This window comes from Bradyrhizobium sp. USDA 4369, from assembly GCF_054056435.1.
In genome coordinates this window covers 3,910,444-3,929,936 of record NZ_JBSRYH010000001.1, presented here as the reverse complement: position 1 = coordinate 3,929,936, position 19,493 = coordinate 3,910,444, and the positions used below count along the sequence as shown (strand labels likewise).

The window sequence follows — 19,493 nt, the reverse complement described above, 5'->3', positions numbered from 1 at the left end:
ATCTCCTGATCACATCGACCTCAGCTCAGCCAGCAATGTCGACGCCTTTGTGACGTCGGCGGTGCTGACTCCTTCGTCGATCTTGCCGACGATCGGCGCGAGCAAGTCGAGCGCCAGCTGATGCTTGCCGATGTCGCGCCAAAGCATCGCCTGACTCACGGCGGTTCGGAGCTCCCACGCCACCGCGTTCTGCTTGCGGGCGATATCGAGCGCGAGCGCGTAACAATCCTCCGCATCCTGCAACGCCGTCGGGCTATCGAGGGTCTGGGTAATCTCGCCTTGCAGGCGATAGACCTCGGCGAGGAAGAATCTCTCTTCATTCCGCTTCGCGATTGAGAGCGCATCATCCAAGGCCCTCAATGCAGCGTCTGGACGGCCGGCGCCGAAATAGGCACTCGCGAGCATACTCTCGAACCATGATGTCGCAAGCCAGGAACCTGTTGCCTTATAGGCATCAAGGCCCGAGCGTATGAGGTTCAATCCCTCATCGATCTGACCGAATTGAGCGAGCGCCCACCCCTGCAGGATGGTCGCCTGGTGCCTCCAATGCAGAAATCCGTGTTCGGACGAGACCACCAGGGCCCTCTTGGCATAGTCCATCGTTCCTTGGACGTCCTTGAGGTGCTGGCACAGATAGGCGCCGAACTCCCAGGCGAACGCGAGCGAGAATGGATGCCGCTTCTGCTCCGCATAGGAGATCGCCTGCTCGATGGCGCGGCGCGCCGTCTCCGGGCGACCGAGAAACCACTCGACATATCCGCGATAGGCCAACAGAACGATGCCGGGATCGATCGCGTGGATTTCGGCCAGGTGATTATGCAGATTGGCGTCGTAGAGACGAATGCCCTGGTCGACGTGATCTCGCGCTTCGGCGAACCGCCCTTGGTAGAGCATGGTTTGCGCGGTCGCTCGTTGAGCTTCGATCAGATAACCCGTCTTCTCAAGAGCTTCCTCCGCGGTCTCGTCCGGGTCCATGCGCGTCGCGAAGGCCAGCAGATCGCCGCTCAGATTGTCAGCTCTCGCCAAATTGGCGCGAATGAAATGATAAACCCAGAGGCCGCGCATCGAAGCGAAGATGGTGGGCTTGTCGTTGCACTGCTGACCAAGCGCCAGCGCCCTTGTATAATTGTCCTCGACCTCCTGCACCGAATAGCCCTTGCCTGCGATCAAGGCCGCTCCCAACGCCACGCGCAGAGCGAGCTCGGATTCGTCGCGCTCCAGCATCTGCGGACTGCTCCGCACCACTTCGAGACCGCGTCGGAGGTGGCCGATCGCTTCAAGATTGGCACCGGCCTTCGCAGCCTGCTTGCCGGCCTTCAGCCACAGACCGACCGCGACCTCGCTCTGCCCCGATTCCGTGAAGTGATAGGCCAGAAGCTCGGGTTCGCGCTCGGAGCGCTCCGGGTACATCTCGGCAAGAACGACCGCGATCTTCGCGTGCAGCTTCTTCTTCTCGCTGTGCAACAGGCTCGAATGGGCCGCGTTCTGAATCATCACATGCTTGAAGAGGTAGACCGAATCCGGCGCCTGGGCCCGGCGCACGATCAGACCGGCATCTTCGAGGTGAACCAGCGCGGCGTTGAGCTGCTCCTCCGCCAGATCCGCCACAGCGCGAATGATGCTGTATGAGAACTCCCGGCCGATTGTTGCGCCGATTTGCGCGACGCGCTTGAACGGTCCCATGCGATCGAGCCGGGCCATCAGGGAGTCGGTCAGCGTGGCGGGAATGGCGAGCTGACGAAACGCACCGGAAGCGAGCTGCTGCCCGTCCTTCTCGCCCTCGGCACTCGACTCCAGCACCGCCTTCGTCAGCTCCTCGACGAACAGCGGGACCCCGTCGGTCTTGACGATGATTTCGTCGACGAGCTCCTTCGGCAGCGTCTTCGGACCGGCGACCCGCTCCACCAGGATCGTCCGCAGCTGCAGACTGAGCCGGTTGAGCGTCAATGTCGTAATGTGGGAATGCGCGGTCCAAGCCGGCTGAAACTCGGGCCGGGATGTGATGACGATCAGAACGGGTTCGTTCTGAATGCGATCGGCGAGCAGCTCGAGCGCTTCATGAGACGTCGGATCGATCCAATGCGCATCTTCGAGGACAACCAACAGCGGCTTGTCACGGGCCAGCCCGATAAAGTAGTCCGCCAGCGCACCGACCGTCGCGTCTCTCTGCTGTTGGGGAGAGAGCCCGAGGGGCGGGTAGCGATCATGCGTAGGGATCGACAATAAGGCCGCAAGCAGCGGGGTCACCCGAACCGTCTCAGTACCGCAAGCGAGGATTGCCGCTTCGAGCCGGGTCAGGACGTTCTCCGACGAATCGTCGTGATCGAGTCCGATCGCAAGCTTCAGGTGCTCAGCGAAAGGATAGAGCGCCGTGCTGGTGTAATAGGGAGAGCACTGAAACGAGACCTGTCCATGCGGCTCGCCGGCGATCTGCTCCCGCAGTTCCTGGACAATGCGCGATTTTCCGATTCCCGCTTCGCCCGACAGAATGACGACCTGACCACCGCCCCTTCTGGCCTCCTGCCAGCGCATGAGCAGCAGCGCGATTTCTTCCTCACGGTTCACGAGCGGCGTCAGCTTGGCTCCGACCGCCGCAGCGAACCGGCTCTCTACGCGCGACGGGCCGACCACTTTCCAAGCCTGGATTCGCTCCGAGATCCCCTTGAGCAGATGCCCACCGAGGCTTTCATAGTGAAACCTTGCATTCACGAGAGACTTGGTCGACGAGGCGATGATGACGCCGTTGGGCGGCGCCAGTCCCTGCAATCGGGCGGCGAGGTTGGGCGTTTCCCCGACCGCGGAGTCGCGCTCCTCGGTGCCCTTGCCGATCAGATCGCCGACGACGACCGGGCCGGTCGCGATCCCGATCCGGACGGCAAGTGCTCCCGTGAAGACGCGGTTCGGCTCCTCGGACTGCGCTGAAATCGCGCGCACGATCTCGAGCCCGGCGCGAACGCCGCGCTCGGCATCGTCCTCATGCGCATTCGGGTAGCCGAAATAGACGAGAATGCCGTCTCCGATGTAGCGGGCGACGAACCCCTCATAGCGTCCCAACACGGCGACACAGGTCTCGCGGTAGGCGGCGATGATGTCGCGGACGTCTTCGGGATCGAACCGTTCCGAGAGCGACGTCGACCCCACGAGGTCGCAGAACATCACGGTCAGCTGCCGCCGTTCAGCGCCGGACGTGACGCCTGAGGCTCTACGGCCATTGACCACAGGAGTGCTGCCGGCGCCATTGTTGAGAGCCGCGATCGCGCGCTGGAGCCGCCGGCGGTCCCCGATGGGCAGGCCGAGTTGTGCCAGATCGGATTCGGTGAGATCGGCGACGACATCCAGGTCGATGCACTGCCGCTCGAACAGGCCGACATATTGGCCAAGGCCAATACTCTCGAGCCAGTTTTTCAGACCGCTCTGGACTTCAACGCTTGGTTCTTCCTCAGCCATTACCAATCCGTGCGGCCGTATGATCGGACACCAAAAGATAGCACCGCAAGTACATTATGCAAAAGTTCAGAACTGTTTCTGTTTCGGACTAGACTTCATCGCTGGTGGACAGTCTGCGCGTCGCTCTTGATCTTGGATGCATTTGGCAACACCAGGCAGGTTACGCCATCCTATCGGATCACGCCGTCGAGGTCTTGGATTTCGGGCCGACGACAGAGCTTTTGGCGGCCCCCGCGGCGACGCCATGAAGGGAGATGGCAAGCTCCGGCCCGGCGCCATGCCTTCATCGACAGGCGGAGGCTCGCCTCGCCGGGCAGGAATATCGCTCCAGACCTGAGATATAGTAGGTCCAACGGAAATCGCCGTGCCCCGGCTCGCCCCGGCAACTCAAGCCGTGGCGCCACGTCAGAAGCTCAGATCGAGCTGATAGATCCCTGCTCCGCGCGCTCAAAGACTGAGCAGAACAATCCGCGCAACGGAGCACTGCCGCCGGGTCGTGCCCCGCCCAGGCAGCTCAACCATGCCGCGGTCGCCACATATGGCCAACCTCCATCTACACGTCGAGCAGTCGCTGCGGCATCACCAGCCGGCTTTTCGTTCTTTATTCGTTCCTGATGGCCATCGATCCCAGCCCAGACGCCGCCCGTCGCAGCGGGTCGCCACAGCGATCCTCCATTGACGTGCAGCCGCCGGTGCTCAGCGCGGCAGCGATCCCTCGGCTCGCCGCATCGGCGCTTCGGGCGGGCGGTCTCTCCGACAATGCGACGCTATCCTGCATCGTTGACCGGTCGTTCTTCGATGCACTGCACCTTCATAGCGTGATGCTGCTCATGACCGCCGATGCGCTGACAATGTCCGCTTTCAATGGCGGCGCCTGTCGCGATCGACGATCACAGCGGGACAGAACACGCTGGCCGCCGCCAGCAAAGACAGTTTGCAGCAGCGTCCGTTCGCAAAGGCCAGACGCGATATCGCGCCCGAAGCTCCGTGGCCGATGATGCCCAGGCAATCCAACGAAGATGAGTCAATCTCGTCTTGATTCTTTCCTCGACAGCAAGCAACGTCGCGCCGTTCATTAGGCTAGAATCGGTTCAAAAGGGAATTGCAATGGCCCTCAAATACCTAGACCCCAAACTTTTGAGCGAGAAGCAGAAGGCGGAGTTGAGAAAAGTCCTCAACACGCAACTCAAGGAGATCCAGGATAAGCTGAACGAAATCGATCAGTCGAGCGACAAGCCGAAAGCACCGAAGAAGACCAAGAAGACCAAACGGTAAGACCCTGCACAAGACGAGAGGCGGGGCGGCTTGACCGGCGCGGGTGGGACATTCGGAGCTGAGGCTTATCCCGACAAATCATGTTTGCTGAGGATGGCAGTCGCTGCCGAACACCCCCGTCCTCGCTGACTTTGGTTCGGTCTGGCTATGTTGTTCACGCACGGTCACGCCACGTGTCGGCCGATCAACCGCAAGTCTCTTCCGTCCTCGGCTTCGCACTCGCCAGGTTCATGGCTGGCCTTCTGGCCCCGCCTTGAGGCCGAGCTGCTGATCGCCGACGCGCTTGGCGGCCCATCGGCGGAGTTCGCGTGTCCGCTTTCCGGATGGTCGGCCGGAGTTCCCACAAACTCCTCTTCGGGCCGCTCGCCATCACCCGATCGTATCAATCGTCGGGCTGGATCTCGCGAGCCACCGCTTGTCGCAAATCGTCATCTGACGCGCGAGCGGGTTGTCACTCCTCTCGGCCATCTCGCTGATCGGCCAAGCAGGCATTGGCGAGGCCCATGATCGCCGGTGAGACCATGATGGCGTGACCGGCGTCCTGCTTGCGGGTTGCCTTCGGGCCCGTGCGCAGGGCGAATCGCAGCGGGCGGCTGCATCCTGACCATCGAACGGCCCTGCCAGTGTCGAGCGCACGGCGACATCACGCGAATTCATGTGCATAAGCCCCCTGCGTCCACCGCAGGCGCCACAGAATGCGCCTGCTGCTGTCCGTGGCGGCGGCGCAAGGCGGCTTTTGCAGGGCGGAACTCTCACGTTTTCCTGATTCCCGCGTCAGAACGCCGCGGGACGAATTCGCCTATGGTCCCGCGCGTTTCCAACCCACGGAGGTTTTCCGCATGCGTAAACTGATCATCGCCACCGCCGCGATCGCATTCGTCTCGTCGGCTGCTCTTGCCCAGTCGACCGAGAAGCCGATGACGACCACCGGCCAGGCGGCCAAGGGTGGCGACGCCATGAGCGGCGGCGACGACATGAAGATGAGCAAGACGAAGAAGAAGTCGGCCAAGAAGACGTCCGGCGACGGCATGTCGAAGTAGCCCTTCAGCGCGGGCGTGCCTCCCTTGGGCACGCCCGGCGCCCGCCGTCCCCCGCGGCAGATGCGCCGCTTCCATCGCTCCTGTTCGGTCTGATTCAGGCCGCGCTCGCTGCGCCACCTGTCGCGGCGCCATCGACCGATCCGGCCAGATCATGATGCGATCCACGGAATCGCGTCATGACATGAGCCCTTTGTCGGGGCGTGATCTCTCCGGGATCCGGTTGTCGCCTTCCCGGACCACGCTCTATGGTGCGGTCAGTCCGAGCTGCTGCAATCGTCCGGCGAACCAGGCGGACAACGGCGGATCGATCCGCGCTCCGACATAGACCTCGGGAGTCAGCACGCTGCGGCGGTCGAGAATCAGCAGCACGCCGATCCAATAGGCAAACCAGAGGTGCGGATCGGTGAGCGCCATCAGCTTGTGACGGTCATGCGCCAGCGGCTGATGATTGCCGGCCTTGCGTACCTCGATCGCGAGCAGATTGTCGGGGACGCCCCGCTTGTGCACCACGACGTCCGGGTAGATCGATTTGGCCAGTTCGTCGTCGGTCGAGACGATCGACCCCCGCGGCAGCAGCATGGCGCGGTCGCCGAGGCGATTGTAGTCACAGTCGACGTCCCAGCCCAGGAAGTTGCGCTCGATATGCACCGCCAGACGGTGCGTCAGGGTGCGTTCGCCGAGATCCCGATCGAGGATGAAGCGCTCGCGCGCGTAGAACTCCTGCAGCGCAGATATCAGCCGGTTCAATTCGCTGTGCATGCCGCCCAAACAGAACAAACGATGGAGACGCCCCCATCAACACGTGATCGGGCTGAGTCGCCAACCATCAAAATGCGGCAATGACGCTGCCATCAACCAGCGGCCGATTTGCGGCCGCCGATTGCGGGCGAGGACAGTTACATCTGCACTTCGATCAGGCGCGGGCCGGATTCCGCATTCGCCTCGGCCAGCGCCGCATTGAACTCCTCGGCCGTGGTGACGGCGCGGCCAGGAACGCCCATGCCCTTGGCCATGGCGACGAAGTCCAGCGTCGGACGATCGATCTTGAGCATGTCCTGGGCGCGCTGGCCGGGTTGGCCGGCACCGACGCCGTCGAACTCGCCGCGCAGGATCTGGTAGATCCTGTTGGCGAACACCACCGTGACGACGTTGAGGTTTTCGCGCGCCTGGGTCCACAACGACTGGATCGTGTACATCGCACTGCCGTCGCCGACCAGGCACATGACCTTCCGATCCGGACAGGCGACTGCCGCGCCGGTCGCGACCGGGGTCGAGAAGCCGATCGAGCCACCCATGTTCTGCAGCCAGTCATGCGGCTTGGCGGCCGCGGTCGGCGGGAAGAAGCCGCGCCCGGTGGTGATGGATTCGTCGACGACGATCGCATTCTCCGGGATCGCATAGGCGATCGCCTGGGCGATCGTCGTGTGATTGAGCGCGCCGGTCGGCTTGATCAGCTCGGCGAGCTGCTGCGGCTTCACGTCCTGGGCCTTGGCGCCGAGGTGGTCGGCGAGCGCCTCGAGCGCGGCGGCGGAGTTCTCGCCCCAGGCGGTCATGCGGTGCACCTCGGTGCCTTCGGCCTTCAGCACGCTCGGCTTGTTCGGATAGGCGAAGAAGGCCACGGGGTCGTTGGCCTCGACCAGCACGATGTGCTTGTAGTTCTTCAGGATCGGCAGCGCCTGCTCGATGACATAGGGAATGCGGTCGATCGAGAACCGCCCTGCCCCGCGTGCCATCCGCGGATGATAGGTCTGCCCCATCACGCGGCAGCCGGTCTTGCCGGCGATGCGCTGGGCGAAGGCGAGGCCCTGCTCGGTGAGCGCGCCGGCGGTCATCAGCACCAGCGTCTCCGGACCGTGGGCGTGCAGGATCTTGGCCGCCTTCTCGACGGCGTCGGCCGAATAGCTCGGACGCTGCGTCTCCGCCGGTACTTCGGCGATGCCGTCAGCCTCGTTCCAGGCGGTGTCGGCGGGCAGGATCAGGGTCGCGATCTGCGGCGGCGCACTCCGGGCGGCGGCGATCGCGGCGGCGCCGTCGGCGGCCACCGCCCTGGCGCTTGGCGACGTCCGCACCCAGTCGGACATCGGCCGCGCCAGGCCCTCGATGTCGGAGGTCAGCGGCGCGTTGAAGCCGATATGGTAGGTCGCGTGCTGGCCGACGATGTTGACGATGCCGGAACGTGCCTTCTTGGCATTGTGCAGGTTGGCAAGACCATTGGCCAAGCCCGGGCCGAGATGGAGCAAGGTGGAGGCCGGCGTTCCCTTCATGCGGAAATAGCCGTCGGCGGCGCCGGTGACCACGCCCTCGAACAGGCCGAGCACGCAGCGCATGCCCTCAACCCGGTCGAGCGCCGCGACGAAATGCATCTCGGAGGTGCCCGGATTGGTAAAGCAGACGTCAACGCCCCCCGCGACCAGGGTCCGCACCAGGCTTTCCGCACCGTTCATCATGTTCTCCCGTTGATCCCGCGCTCTGTGTTGCAAGGTGAGGCAGATCAATCATTGTTCGCCTGCGGCGTCAAAGGGCGCAGCCGCATTGCTGCCATCGCGACCATGCTCCCCCGCCGGGCCGGGCCGGCGGCAGCAACAAGGACGGGATCGCCGTGGGATCTGGGTCACGGGAGCAGCGCCGCCGACCAGCCTCACGGCGCCGTGGGTTGCGAAACACCGACGTTTATGGCCTGTCTGCGATGCAATTGGATTGATCTCAGGGGATGGAAATGAAGCGGTCTATTGCTTTTGGAATTGCTGCAGTCGCGTCGCTCGCGAGCACCGCGATGGCGCGTGCGGAGTTCTTCGATACGCGTGACGTCTTCGGCGGCGGGCCGAACTTCATCCAGGGGGGCGTCAGCCCGATTCCACGGCAGACGGTGATGTTCCAGAGCCAATACGCGCCCGGCACCATCGTCGTGAGCACGTCAGAGCGCCGGCTCTATCTGGTCCTGGGGAACGGCCAGGCACTGCGCTACGGCATCGGCGTCGGCCGTGACGGGTTCCGCTGGAGCGGCGTGCATCGCATCAGCGCCAAGAAGGAGTGGCCGGCCTGGACCCCGCCGGCCCAGATGCTGCGCCGCCGACCCGATCTGCCGCGCCACATGGCGGGCGGCATTGAAAACCCGCTCGGCGCCCGCGCGATGTATCTCGGCTCCACGCTGTACCGCATCCACGGCTCCAACGAGCCGGAGACGATCGGCCAGGCGGTATCGTCCGGCTGCTTCCGCATGACCAATGAGGACGTCGCCGACCTCTATGATCGCGTGGCGGTCGGCACGACCGTGATCGTCAAGAACTGAGAGCTGGACCCACCCGATGCCGCGCCGGCGGACCGCTGATGCCGACCACGGACCCGCCCGCTCCGAGCGGTCGTGCCTGCGGCTGGCGGCCGCCGCGCTGAGCTTGCTCACGGTGACGACGATGCCGCTGCCGGCCTCGACGTCGGAGATTCCGGCGATCGCGGCCCGCCAGCGTGCCGAGAAGAAGAGCTTCACCGACGCCGAGATCACCGACGGCTTCTTCAAGACCGCGTTCGGCGCCGAATATCATCTCGCCGGACGGGTCGACCGCATCAGGAAGTACAGCACGCCGGTCCGGGTGTTTGCCGACGGCCGCCGCGCCGACCGCAAGGCACAGCTCGCCAGGGTGGTCGGCGACATCGCCGCGCGCGTGCGCCATCTCGACATCGCAATGACCGAGACCGACGGCGACGCCAATGTCCGCGTCAAGCTGGTACGCGACCGCGACCTCTACCACACGATCAGCCAGTCCTATGGCAGCGAGCGCGCCCGCGAGATCAAGAGCTCGCTCGACCCTCAATGCCTCTCCGGCTTCCGCAAGAACGAGGCCTTCGAGATCGAGCATTCCGACGTCATTCTGACGGTCGACAACGGCGATTTCGTCTTTCTCGACTGCGCCTATGAGGAGCTGTTGCAGTCGCTCGGGCCGATCAACGACACCGCGAGCGTGCCCTGGACGATGTTCAATGACAACGTCTCGATGGGCTATTTCGACGTCTACGACCAGTACATCCTCAACGTCCTCTATGATCCGCGCGTCAAGGCCGGCATGACGCTCGCCGAAGTCAAGGCGGTACTGCCGGACGTGCTCATCGACGTCCGCGTCTGGGTGAAGAAGGTCAACAATCTTCCGGAGTGAGGCGCGCAGGGGCGTGGGGTGGAAGCGATCGGTTGTGAGGGTCGGACGCCACCTCGATCCACCATTGTCGTCCCGGGGAAGTCCGGGCTCGCGATCCGGCAGGCTGAGTGACAACTTCTTCCAGCGCCGCGCCAACTCAGGACGCCTTGCAAATCCCCTTCAGCGCGCGCCACTCCTCGGCGCTCAAGAGCGGCGGGCCGCTGGTCGGGCGGTTCTCGGCGCGCATGCGGGCCAGCCGGTCCTCACTGAGGGGATGGCTCGCCCATAGCGACAGCGTGCCGTCCTCCTTGCCAGTGATGCGAACCATCAGTTCACCCATCGGTCGCGTCGGACGTCCGAGCCTGTGCATCACCTCGATTGCAAAGCTGTCGGCGGCCTGCTCCGCCTCGCGCGAATAGGACGCATCGATCATGGCGCGCGAGGCGAAGATCGCGGCGCCGGCGCCGGTGACGTCGCCAAACAACAGGCCGATCAGGAACGAGCTGCCGCCATTGTGGATCAGCTGCCGCAGGTTGTCGCGGTGTTTCAGATGGCCGAGCTCATGGGCCAGGACGCCGGCGACCTCGTCCGGGTCGTTGGATTTGTCCAGCAGCCCGCGAAACAGGAAGATGCGTCCGCCCGGCAGCGCGAACGCATTGGGAATCGGCGTATCCAGCACCTGCGAGGCGATGCCGTCGTCGAGGCCCGCCGGCCTGCGCAGCGCCGTGACCAGCTTGGCGAACGCCGCCTGCCCAGCCGCCTCGCTGCAGAGCTTATCCCCGAACAGCGCCTGGATCTGCACCACGGCCGCCTCGCCGAGATGCCGCTCCATCCTCGGCGGCACCAGGGGTGTCAGCCGGTCGGCTGCAAAGGGCAGCACCACCAGAACCACCGCGACGATCGAGGCCGCGGCCGCCAGCGACCAGCCGACAATGCGCGCGATGGTCCCACGGGTGATCCGGTTCTCGTCGATTCGGCTGCAGCGCGCGCACAGCTCCGCCGCCAGCGCCGGGTCGCGGATTTCGAGGCGGGCCAGCGGCGACGCCGACAGGCAACTGACCCGCAGCGTGCCGCTTGGACCATCGACCCTGCGGATATCCTCGTAAGGCCAGGACACGAAATTGTCGGGGCTCCGCAACACCAGCTGGTTGGCCAAGCCGAGGATGACGGTTTGACGGCGGTTCGACAGTCCGTCGAAATAGGTCGCAGGGCCGCCCGGCGGAGCAGCGTCCTGCCCAGCCGGCGTGCCGTCGGCGGCACCATAAGCGGGGGCGGGCTCAGGATCAGAAGCCGGCGACGTCGAGCCCATCGGCAAACCCTTCGCCCAGCGCACTGGCCAGATCGCCCTTGGCGACGACGTTCGCCATGGCCTCGATGCCATACACCAGAACCGAGTCCAGCGCGACCGCCCACATGTCGCGCACCAGATACAGCCGCATCACGACGTTGACCGCCAGGATCAGCGCGATGTAGCCAGGCACCATCGCGACCACCAGGAGCATCTGAGTGGCCAGCGCCTGGGCCTGGGGCAGACCGTCTTTTCCCAGCCCGAGCAGGCTCGTGCCCAGCGCCAGCACGGCGCCCAGATAGACCAGGTAGACAAGCGACAGGAGAATGAACCAGCAGATCACCTTCCAATAGAGGCCGTGGAACGCATTCACGGGAAGGCTCGATTCCAGGCGCACGCCGCCGAACCGGATGCCCGACAGCCACCAGCGCCACTCCACGGCCTTGAACTGCGCATAGACGAAGGGCAACAGCGGAAACAGCACGATCGCGAATGGCGCAATCAGCCACAGATACCAGGCTCGCTTGAAGAACTCCCAACCGCGTCCTTCGAAATCACCGCGCAGATCGCCATAATGCGAATGCCGCATCTTGTAGCGTTCGAGCGCAGCCGCCCGCCACGGCCACGCCAGCCCGAGCGTCAGCACGGCCAGCAGCGTCCACAGCATCGCGCGCCCGGCATAGGCCCAGCCCGAGCCATCCATCCAGAACCGCACGCCGCGCCACACCGTGCGCGTCAGGCGGTAGCGGCGCGCGCGATAGATCGCGAACTGGCCGAACGCGTAGAACGAGATCAGCAGCGGAATGCTGGCGAAGCCCTCGTAACGCTCGGCCTCCACAGTGACGAGAAAGTAGGCAAGGTAGATCGGGACCAGGATCGCCATCGCGAACAGGAAGCCGATCAGGAGCTCTTTGCCGCGACCGGTATATTCGGCGGAATCGCCGTCGACCGATGTGTTGACCCACAGGTGCCGGCGAATGTCGGTGGCCAGCCAGAACCGGTAGAACCCCAGCGTAATCAGTTCGATGGCCGCACCGCGGCTGACCAGTCGAAAGAACTCGCTGCGCGCGCCGGAGAAAGTGACTGAGAGCGGCGGAAGCGGCGGAGGCTGCTGCGGAACGAAACTCATCTGGTTCACGGCTCACGCCTCCGACACACGCAATGACAGCAAAATACCTCGGAGATTCGTCGCCGCGGCGAATCCGAGGTTCGAGGTTTGGTGACGCATTTTGTACGCAAGTCGGCCGGAAAAAAACACCGGCCGGGGCGACGCGCGAATAAATATCTGCAGCCCAGCCGATGGCTGGACGCAGCGCCCGCAGTCGTTTCCGGCGGGCCGGCGGCTTATGACGTCTTGTCGAACAATTCCCGCCCGATCAGCATGCGGCGGATTTCGCTGGTGCCGGCGCCGATCTCGTACAGCTTGGCGTCCCGCAGCAGCCGACCGGTCGGATAGTCGTTGATATAGCCATTGCCGCCCAGCAGCTGGATCGCGTCGAGCGCACATTGCGTCGCCTTCTCTGCAGCAAACAGAATGGCGCCAGCGGCGTCCTCGCGCGTGGTCTCGCCGCGATCACAGGCTTTGGCGACTGCATAGACATAGGCGCGCGCGGCATTCATCGTCGTATACATGTCGGCGACCTTGCCCTGGACCAGCTGGAAGGTGCCGATCGGCTGGCCGAACTGCTTGCGCTCATGCACGTAGGGCAGGACCACGTCCATGCAGGCCTGCATGATGCCGAGGGGACCTGCCGCCAGCACCGCGCGCTCGTAGTCGAGCCCTGACATCAGCACGTTGACGCCGCGGCCGACCTGCCCGAGCACGTTCTCCTCCGGCACCTCGCAGTCCTCGAACACCAGCTCGCAAGTATCCGAACCGCGCATGCCGAGCTTGTCGAGCTTCTGCGCCGTGGAGAACCCCTTCATGCCCTTCTCGATGATGAAGGCGGTGATGCCGCGCGGCCCACCTTGCGGATCGGTCTTGGCATAGACCACCAGCGTCTCCGCCACGGGACCGTTGGTGATCCACATCTTGTTGCCGTTGAGCACGAAGCGGTCGCCGCGCTTGTCGGCGCGGGTCTTCATCGACACCACGTCGGAGCCGGCCTGCGGCTCCGACATCGCCAGCGAGCCGACATGCTCGCCGGAGATCAGCTTGGGCAGATATTTGCGCTTCTGCGCTTCGTTGCCGTTGCGGCGGATCTGATTGACGCAGAGATTGGAGTGGGCGCCGTAGGACAGGCCGACCGACGCCGAGGCGCGCGAGATCTCCTCCATGGCGATGCAGTGCTCGAGATAGCCCAGGCCGGCACCACCATACTGCTCCTCGACCGTGATGCCGTGCAGCCCGAGTTCGCCGATCTTGGGCCAGAGGTCGCGCGGAAACTGGTTGGAGCGGTCGATCTCGGCCGCGCGCGGGGCGATTTCGTTTTGCGAAAAACCGGCCACCGTGTCGCGGATCGCATCGGCGGTCTCGCCGAGGTCGAAATTGAACATGCGTTGCGCGTTGGCGATCATGACGGCGGCCTCCTGCTCATCTTCTGCTTTGCAACAAATCGGCGTAGCCATATTCCGTGACGTGGCGCTTGTCACGCCCGGCGTCCAGGAAACAGCAGCGCCGCAGCGCAAGATCCCTCCTTGGGGCCTCCGTCAAACTCCCCGCTTGCCCAGCGCGCCCGGGCAGGATGTAATCGCGCCCAATATCGTCGGACATCAAGAATCCGGCCAGGAGGAGACATCCATGCTCGGGACGACCATTACGGCCGACATCCGCAGGCCTGTCGCGACAGGCGAGCGCGCCATCGACGAAGCCAGTCGCCGCGCCGCGTCGCTGCCGCTCGACGCGTTCGATCCCGGCAATCCCGAGCTGTTCCGCAGCGACACGCACTGGCCCTATTTCGACCGGCTGCGCCGCGAAGATCCCGTGCATTACTGCAGGGACTCGATGTTCGGTCCGTATTGGTCGATTACCCGCTACGACGACATCATGGAGATCGAGACCAATCACGCCGTGTTCTCGTCGGCCTCGGCGCTGGGCGGCATCACCATCCGCGACATCGATCCGGAGCTGCGCCGCGAGAGCTTCATCGCGATGGACCCGCCGCGCCACGCCGCCCAGCGCAAGACGGTGGCGCCGATGTTCACGCCGACGCATCTCGACGAGCTCGCGATCAACATCCGCAAGCGCTCCGCCGAGTGCCTGGACAATCTGCCCCGCGGCGAAGTGTTCGACTGGGTCGATCGCGTGTCGATCGAGCTGACCACGCAGATGCTGGCGGTGCTGTTCGACTTCCCCTGGGAGGATCGCCGCAAGCTGACGCGCTGGTCGGACATCACGACCACGATCCCCGGACCGGACGGGCTGGTCGCCACCGAGGACGAGCGCCAGGCCGAACTGATGGAGTGCGCCCGCTATTTCGCACGGCTCTGGCAGGAGCGGCAGAACCAGCCGCCGAAGAGTGACCTGTTGTCCATGATGGCGCATAGCGACGCGACGCGGAACATGGACCCGAAGAATTTCCTCGGCAATCTCGTATTGCTGATCGTCGGCGGCAACGACACCACGCGCAACACCATGTCCGGCAGCATCTATGCGCTCAGCCAGAATCCCGATCAGTACCGCAAGCTGAAGGACAACCCGGCCCTCATCGACAGCTTCGTGCCCGAAGTGATCCGCTGGCAGACCCCGCTGGCCCATATGCGCCGCACGGCGCTCGAAGACATCGAGTTCCGCGGCAAGCAGATCAAAAAGGGCGACAAGGTGGTGATGTGGTACGTCTCGGGCAACCGCGACGAGACCGCCATCGCGCGTCCCTACGACTTCATCATCGATCGCGCCCGTCCGCGGCAGCATCTGTCATTCGGCTTCGGCATCCACCGCTGCGTCGGGCTGCGGCTTGCCGAGCTGCAGCTCAAGATCATCTGGGAAGAGATCCTGAAGCGCTTCGATCATATCGACGTGATGGACGAACCCAAGCGGGTCTATTCCAGCTTCGTCAAGGGATACGAGACATTGCCGGTCAGGATTGCGGCCTAGAGTCAACTCGACGATTTGAAACGATGACGATCCACGAATGTCCGTCAACATGAGGAGCCGAAGGCGACGACGTGTCCGCCATGGCCCAACGGGCGACGGCGGAAGCAATCCGGGCCCTTTTCCGGCCCCGGATTGCCTCGCTCGCAAGGACGGACGGCAGGCATTCTTGATGCATTGTTGAGGTTTGGAGCATTTCTCCAGAAAAGGACCACCCCATGACCGCCCAGGCCGCGCTTCGTTCCGACCATGCCGATCTGCTGCGCCAGGCGCGGCTGGAGGCCTATTCAACGCCGATCGAGGATTTCCATCCAGGAGCCCCGCGCCTGTTCCAAAGCGACACGATCTGGCCCTGGTTCGAGCGGCTGCGCAAGGAGGCGCCGGTGCATTACTGCACCAAGGCGCCGATCGAGCCTTATTGGTCCGTCACGCGCTACCACGACATCATGCATGTCGACACCAACCACGCGATATTCTCCTCCGATGTCAGCAATGGCGGCATCATGATCCGCGACGTGCCGCCCGGCTATGAATGGCCGAGCTTCATCGCGATGGACGAGCCCCGCCATGGCGAGCAGCGCAAGACGGTGTCGCCGATGTTCACGCCGGATCATCTCGACGAGATGGCGGTGCTGATCCGGCAGCGCTCGGCCAAGGTGCTGGATTCGCTGCCGCGCAACGAGACCTTCAACTGGGTCGAGAAGGTCTCGATCGAGCTGACGACGCAGATGCTCGCGACCCTGTTCGACTTCCCGTTCGAGGAGCGGCGCAAGCTGACGCGCTGGTCCGACGTGTCCACCGCGCTGCCCAAGAGCGGCATCGTGTCGTCGGAGGACGAGCGCCGCCGCGAGCTCGCCGACTGCGCCGAGACCTTCGGCCGGATGTGGAAGGAACGCCAGGCCACTCCCGGCCGCGACCTGATCTCGATGATGGCGCACAGCGAGGCAACGCGGCACATGACGCCGGACAATCTGATGGGCAACCTGATCCTGCTCATCGTCGGCGGCAACGACACCACGCGCAACACCATGACCGCCTCGGTGCTGGCGCTGCACGAGAACCCGGCCGAGTATCAGAAGCTGCGCGACAATCCGGCTTTGATCGACACCATGGTGCCCGAGGTGATCCGCTGGCAGACGCCGCTGGCGCATATGCGGCGCACCGCGCTGGTCGATACCGAACTCGGCGGCCAGAAGATCAGGAAGGGCGACCGTGTCGTGATGTGGTACGTCTCGGGCAACCGCGACGAGGAGGTGATCGATGATCCCGACGCCTTCATCATCGACCGCAAACGGCCACGCATCCACCTCTCCTTCGGCTTCGGCATCCATCGCTGCGTCGGGATGCGGCTGGCCGAACTGCAGCTGCGCATCGTCTGGCAGGAGATCCTGAAGCGCTTCGACCGCATCGAGGTGGTCGGCGAGCCGAAGCGGGTCTATTCCAGCTTCGTCCGCGGCTATGAGTCGCTGCCGGTGCGCATCCCGGGGTGAGCGCTTCCGCCCCTCCCCCCGGAGGAGCCCGCGCACAGGCGGGCGTCGCGAAGGGCGAGGCCCGGGACAGCGGCCTCGAGACGCGCCGCCAGCATTACTGTTTGTGTTGGCCCGCCTCTCGCGCGGCGCTCCTCACCATGAGGGTTTGGAGTTCCGCCTATTGGACGACGGCGCCCCTCATGACGAGGAGCCGCGTAGCGGCGTCTCGAACCATGAGGCCCCGGCTCCCTATAAGAATCCGGCATGGCCGGGTGAACGAGATTCAATGGGCTTCCGCGTTCGTTTCTGGCTAAATCATCCGCTGCACCATTGGTGCGCATGAACCGCAGGACGCCATGGCCGCTTCCGACACGCCGACGACAGGTCCCGACTGGCCGCTCGCAATCTACGAGGCGCTGAAGGCGGCCGATGTCCGGCAGCTCTGCTACGTGCCCGACGCCGGCCATTCCCGCCTCATTCGCCTGGCGCATGACGATCCCGCGATCGCCACCATTGTCCTGACCACCGAGGAGGAAGGCGTGGCGTTCTCCGCGGGCGCCTGGCTTGGCGGCCAGCGCGCGGTGCTCCTGATGCAGTCGAGCGGAGTCGGCAATTGCGTCAACATGCTGTCGCTGCTTTCGAGCTGCCGGTTCCCGTTCCTCACCTTCGTGACCATGCGCGGCGAATGGGCCGAGTTCAATCCGTGGCAGGTGCCGATGGGCAAGGCCACGCCGGCCGCGTTCGACATCATGGGAGTCACCGTGTTCCGGCTGGAGCGGCCCCACGACGCCGGTGAGATGGCGGCCGCAGCCGCAAGACTCGCCTTCGACAGCGATCAGCCCATTGCCGTGCTGATCTCCCAGCGCATGATCGGCGCCAAGAAGTGGACGGAGGGCAAGAGATGAACACAGCGCTCGACCGTCGCGCCGCCGTGCAGGCGCTGCTGCAGGATCGCGGCGACCTCCTGGTGGTCAGCGGCCTCGGCTCGTCCTCCTACGACGTGTTTGCCGCCGGCGATCATCCGGCGAATTTCTATCTCTGGGGTGCGATGGGCGGCGCGGCCATGATGGGACTGGGCCTCGCGCTGGCGCAACCGTCGCGGCCGGTGGCCGTCATCACCGGCGACGGCGAGCAGCTGATGGGGCTCGGCAGCCTCGCGACCGCGGCGGCGAAGAAGCCCAGCAATCTGTCGATCATCGTGCTCGACAATGCGCATTTCGGCGAGACCGGCATGCAGATGAGCCATTCCGGGCTCGGCACCAGGCTGGAGCTGATCGCCTCGGGCGCGGGCTTTCCCTCGGTGAGCACGATCGCCGATCTGGTTGCGCTCGACGCCTTCCGGCCGAAGCTGCACGACCGCGCAGGACCGCATTTTGCGCGCGTCGTGATCTCCACCGATCATTTCGACCGCGCGCTTCCGCCGCGCGATGGCGTGTTCCTGAAGAACCGCTTCCGCGGCCATCTCGGCTATCCGGTCAGCTAGACCATGGTTGCCACGCACCTTTCATATGTTGCAGCAGGCAAGGCTGACCAGCCGCAACGCTGGCATTCCAAGCTTGCCAAGCACCGCACGCTTCGTCATAGGCTATCATCAACACGCAGAGGGAGACCGCGGGACGTGTGATCACGGCCCGCGGAGCAAGGAATGACAGAACAGCATCAGCACGACGATTACGCAGACATCCGCGACGCAGTGGCGAAACTCTGCGCCCAGTTTCCCGGTGAATATTGGCGCAAGCTGGATCGCGAGATGGCCTATCCGTCGGCGTTCGTCGATGCGCTGACGCAGGCCGGCTATCTCTCCGTGCTGATCCCCGAGGAATATGGCGGCGCCGGTCTCAAACTTTCGGCCGCGGCCGCGATCCTCGAGGAGATCCAGCGCGCCGGCTGCAATGGCGGCGGCTGCCACGCCCAGATGTACACGATGGGCACCGTGCTGCGGCATGGCTCGGCCGAGCAGAAGGCGAAGTGGCTGCCGAAGGTCGCGAGCGGCGAATTGCGGCTGCAGGCGTTCGGCGTCACCGAGCCGACCTCGGGCACCGACACCTCCTCGCTGAAGACCTTCGCCAAGCGCGACGGCGACAGCTACATCGTCAACGGCCAGAAGATCTGGACCAGCCGCGCCGAATATTCCGACCTGATGATCCTGCTCGCGCGCACCACGCCGAAGGACCAGGCGCAGAAGCGCACCGACGGTCTCTCGGTCTTCATCGTCGACATGCGCGAGGCCAAAAAGGCCGGGCTCACCATCCGCCCGATCCGGACGATGATGAACCACGCCACGACGGAAGTGTTCTTCACCGACATGCGGGTGCCGGCGGAGAATTTGATCGGCGAGGAAGGCAAGGGCTTCCGCTACATCCTCTCCGGCATGAACGCCGAGCGGATCCTGATCGCTGCCGAATGCGTCGGTGATGCGAAATGGTTCATCGCCAAGGCGACGGCTTACGCCAAGGAGCGCGTCGTGTTCGGCCGTCCGATCGGCCAGAATCAAGGCATCCAGTTTCCGATCGCCAGGGCCTATGCGTCGATGCGCGCGGCCGAGCTGATGGTCAAGGAAGCCACCCGCAAATACGAGGCCGGGCAAGATTGCGGCGCCGAGGCCAACATGGCCAAGATGCTCGCGGCGGATGCGTCATTCGAGGCGGCCAATGCCTGCATCCAGACCCATGGCGGCTTCGGCTTCGCCGAGGAGTACGACGTCGAGCGCAAATTCCGCGAGACGCGGCTGTATCAGGTGGCGCCGATCTCGACCAACCTGATCCTGTCCTACGTCGCCGAGCACGTGCTCGGCATGCCCAGGTCGTACTGAGG

15 protein-coding genes are annotated in these 19,493 nt (G+C 64.4%); 9 read left to right on the top strand and 6 right to left on the bottom strand.

What is annotated here, in order from left to right; genetic code table 11:
• Positions 1-9: 9 nt before the first annotated feature.
• Positions 10-3,447 carry an AAA family ATPase gene (locus ACVIJ6_RS17735; protein ID WP_456773724.1) on the bottom strand — a complete coding sequence of 1,146 codons (3,438 nt, stop codon included), beginning with the start codon at positions 3,445-3,447 and terminating at the stop codon, positions 10-12.
• A gap of 1,107 nt (positions 3,448-4,554) precedes the next feature.
• Between ACVIJ6_RS17735 and ACVIJ6_RS17730 the strand changes: the two genes are divergently transcribed.
• Positions 4,555-4,722, top strand: a complete 168-nt coding sequence (locus ACVIJ6_RS17730) for a hypothetical protein (protein ID WP_456773723.1) — start codon at positions 4,555-4,557, stop codon at positions 4,720-4,722.
• A 695-nt stretch (positions 4,723-5,417) separates the two neighbouring features.
• Complete coding sequence (locus ACVIJ6_RS17725; protein ID WP_456773722.1) at positions 5,418-5,762, top strand: hypothetical protein; 345 nt, start codon at positions 5,418-5,420, stop codon at positions 5,760-5,762.
• 243 nt (positions 5,763-6,005) lie between these two features.
• On the opposite strand, the gene ACVIJ6_RS17720 is transcribed toward ACVIJ6_RS17725, so the two are convergent.
• Both ACVIJ6_RS17720 and ACVIJ6_RS17715 read right to left on the bottom strand, forming a co-directional pair.
• The gene (locus ACVIJ6_RS17720) at positions 6,006-6,521 is read right to left on the bottom strand and encodes a hypothetical protein (RefSeq protein WP_456773721.1); all 516 of its coding nucleotides are present in this window, start codon (positions 6,519-6,521) and stop codon (positions 6,006-6,008) included.
• Between the two features lie 137 nt (positions 6,522-6,658).
• Entirely contained in the window at positions 6,659-8,206 is a 1,548-nt protein-coding gene (locus ACVIJ6_RS17715; protein ID WP_456773720.1) for an acetolactate synthase large subunit, read from the bottom strand.
• Between the two features lie 272 nt (positions 8,207-8,478).
• Between ACVIJ6_RS17715 and ACVIJ6_RS17710 the strand changes: the two genes are divergently transcribed.
• Both ACVIJ6_RS17710 and ACVIJ6_RS17705 read left to right on the top strand, forming a co-directional pair.
• A complete protein-coding gene (locus ACVIJ6_RS17710; RefSeq protein WP_456773719.1) occupies positions 8,479-9,051 on the top strand; it encodes a L,D-transpeptidase in 573 nt (190 codons plus the stop codon).
• Between the two features lie 16 nt (positions 9,052-9,067).
• Positions 9,068-9,910 carry a DUF2927 domain-containing protein gene (locus ACVIJ6_RS17705; RefSeq protein WP_456773718.1) on the top strand — a complete coding sequence of 281 codons (843 nt, stop codon included), beginning with the start codon at positions 9,068-9,070 and terminating at the stop codon, positions 9,908-9,910.
• A 136-nt stretch (positions 9,911-10,046) separates the two neighbouring features.
• On the opposite strand, the gene ACVIJ6_RS17700 is transcribed toward ACVIJ6_RS17705, so the two are convergent.
• From ACVIJ6_RS17700 to ACVIJ6_RS17690, 3 genes are all read right to left on the bottom strand, one after another.
• Positions 10,047-11,198 (bottom strand): M48 family metallopeptidase, encoded by a 1,152-nt coding sequence (locus ACVIJ6_RS17700; RefSeq protein WP_456773717.1) that lies wholly within the window; start codon positions 11,196-11,198, stop codon positions 10,047-10,049.
• Entirely contained in the window at positions 11,173-12,306 is a 1,134-nt protein-coding gene (locus ACVIJ6_RS17695; RefSeq protein WP_456777013.1) for a DUF898 family protein, read from the bottom strand. Before ACVIJ6_RS17695 ends, ACVIJ6_RS17700 begins: the two co-directional genes overlap by 26 nt.
• A gap of 215 nt (positions 12,307-12,521) precedes the next feature.
• Entirely contained in the window at positions 12,522-13,694 is a 1,173-nt protein-coding gene (locus ACVIJ6_RS17690; protein ID WP_456773716.1) for an isovaleryl-CoA dehydrogenase, read from the bottom strand.
• Between the two features lie 223 nt (positions 13,695-13,917).
• Here ACVIJ6_RS17690 and ACVIJ6_RS17685 point away from each other — a divergent pair, with 223 nt between their 5' ends.
• From ACVIJ6_RS17685 to ACVIJ6_RS17665, 5 genes are all read left to right on the top strand, one after another.
• A complete protein-coding gene (locus ACVIJ6_RS17685; RefSeq protein ID WP_012046498.1) occupies positions 13,918-15,213 on the top strand; it encodes a cytochrome P450 in 1,296 nt (431 codons plus the stop codon).
• A 215-nt stretch (positions 15,214-15,428) separates the two neighbouring features.
• Positions 15,429-16,700: a cytochrome P450 gene (locus ACVIJ6_RS17680; RefSeq protein WP_456773715.1), complete on the top strand. Its 1,272-nt coding sequence runs from the start codon at positions 15,429-15,431 to the stop codon at positions 16,698-16,700.
• Positions 16,701-17,035: 335 nt separating this feature from the next.
• Positions 17,036-17,584 (top strand): phosphonopyruvate decarboxylase, encoded by a 549-nt coding sequence (locus ACVIJ6_RS17675; protein WP_456773714.1) that lies wholly within the window; start codon positions 17,036-17,038, stop codon positions 17,582-17,584.
• Positions 17,581-18,162: a thiamine pyrophosphate-dependent enzyme gene (locus ACVIJ6_RS17670; RefSeq protein ID WP_456773713.1), complete on the top strand. Its 582-nt coding sequence runs from the start codon at positions 17,581-17,583 to the stop codon at positions 18,160-18,162. The genes ACVIJ6_RS17675 and ACVIJ6_RS17670 overlap by 4 nt, the downstream gene beginning before the upstream one ends.
• A 162-nt stretch (positions 18,163-18,324) precedes the next feature.
• Positions 18,325-19,491 (top strand): acyl-CoA dehydrogenase family protein, encoded by a 1,167-nt coding sequence (locus ACVIJ6_RS17665; RefSeq protein WP_456773712.1) that lies wholly within the window; start codon positions 18,325-18,327, stop codon positions 19,489-19,491.
• Positions 19,492-19,493: the final 2 nt, after the last annotated feature.

Excerpts from the sequence above, each read along its gene's own strand:
- ACVIJ6_RS17735 (WP_456773724.1), bottom strand. The coding sequence starts at position 3,447 with ATGGCTGAGGAAGAACCAAGCGTTGAAGTCCAGAGCGGTCTGAAAAAC.
- ACVIJ6_RS17730 (WP_456773723.1), top strand. The coding sequence starts at position 4,555 with ATGGCCCTCAAATACCTAGACCCCAAACTTTTGAGCGAGAAGCAGAAG.
- ACVIJ6_RS17725 (WP_456773722.1), top strand. The coding sequence starts at position 5,418 with ATGCGCCTGCTGCTGTCCGTGGCGGCGGCGCAAGGCGGCTTTTGCAGG.
- ACVIJ6_RS17720 (WP_456773721.1), bottom strand. The coding sequence starts at position 6,521 with ATGCACAGCGAATTGAACCGGCTGATATCTGCGCTGCAGGAGTTCTAC.
- ACVIJ6_RS17715 (WP_456773720.1), bottom strand. The coding sequence starts at position 8,206 with ATGAACGGTGCGGAAAGCCTGGTGCGGACCCTGGTCGCGGGGGGCGTT.
- ACVIJ6_RS17710 (WP_456773719.1), top strand. The coding sequence starts at position 8,479 with ATGAAGCGGTCTATTGCTTTTGGAATTGCTGCAGTCGCGTCGCTCGCG.
- ACVIJ6_RS17705 (WP_456773718.1), top strand. The coding sequence starts at position 9,068 with ATGCCGCGCCGGCGGACCGCTGATGCCGACCACGGACCCGCCCGCTCC.
- ACVIJ6_RS17700 (WP_456773717.1), bottom strand. The coding sequence starts at position 11,198 with ATGGGCTCGACGTCGCCGGCTTCTGATCCTGAGCCCGCCCCCGCTTAT.
- ACVIJ6_RS17695 (WP_456777013.1), bottom strand. The coding sequence starts at position 12,306 with ATGAGTTTCGTTCCGCAGCAGCCTCCGCCGCTTCCGCCGCTCTCAGTC.
- ACVIJ6_RS17690 (WP_456773716.1), bottom strand. The coding sequence starts at position 13,694 with ATGATCGCCAACGCGCAACGCATGTTCAATTTCGACCTCGGCGAGACC.
- ACVIJ6_RS17685 (WP_012046498.1), top strand. The coding sequence starts at position 13,918 with ATGCTCGGGACGACCATTACGGCCGACATCCGCAGGCCTGTCGCGACA.
- ACVIJ6_RS17680 (WP_456773715.1), top strand. The coding sequence starts at position 15,429 with ATGACCGCCCAGGCCGCGCTTCGTTCCGACCATGCCGATCTGCTGCGC.
- ACVIJ6_RS17675 (WP_456773714.1), top strand. The coding sequence starts at position 17,036 with ATGGCCGCTTCCGACACGCCGACGACAGGTCCCGACTGGCCGCTCGCA.
- ACVIJ6_RS17670 (WP_456773713.1), top strand. The coding sequence starts at position 17,581 with ATGAACACAGCGCTCGACCGTCGCGCCGCCGTGCAGGCGCTGCTGCAG.
- ACVIJ6_RS17665 (WP_456773712.1), top strand. The coding sequence starts at position 18,325 with ATGACAGAACAGCATCAGCACGACGATTACGCAGACATCCGCGACGCA.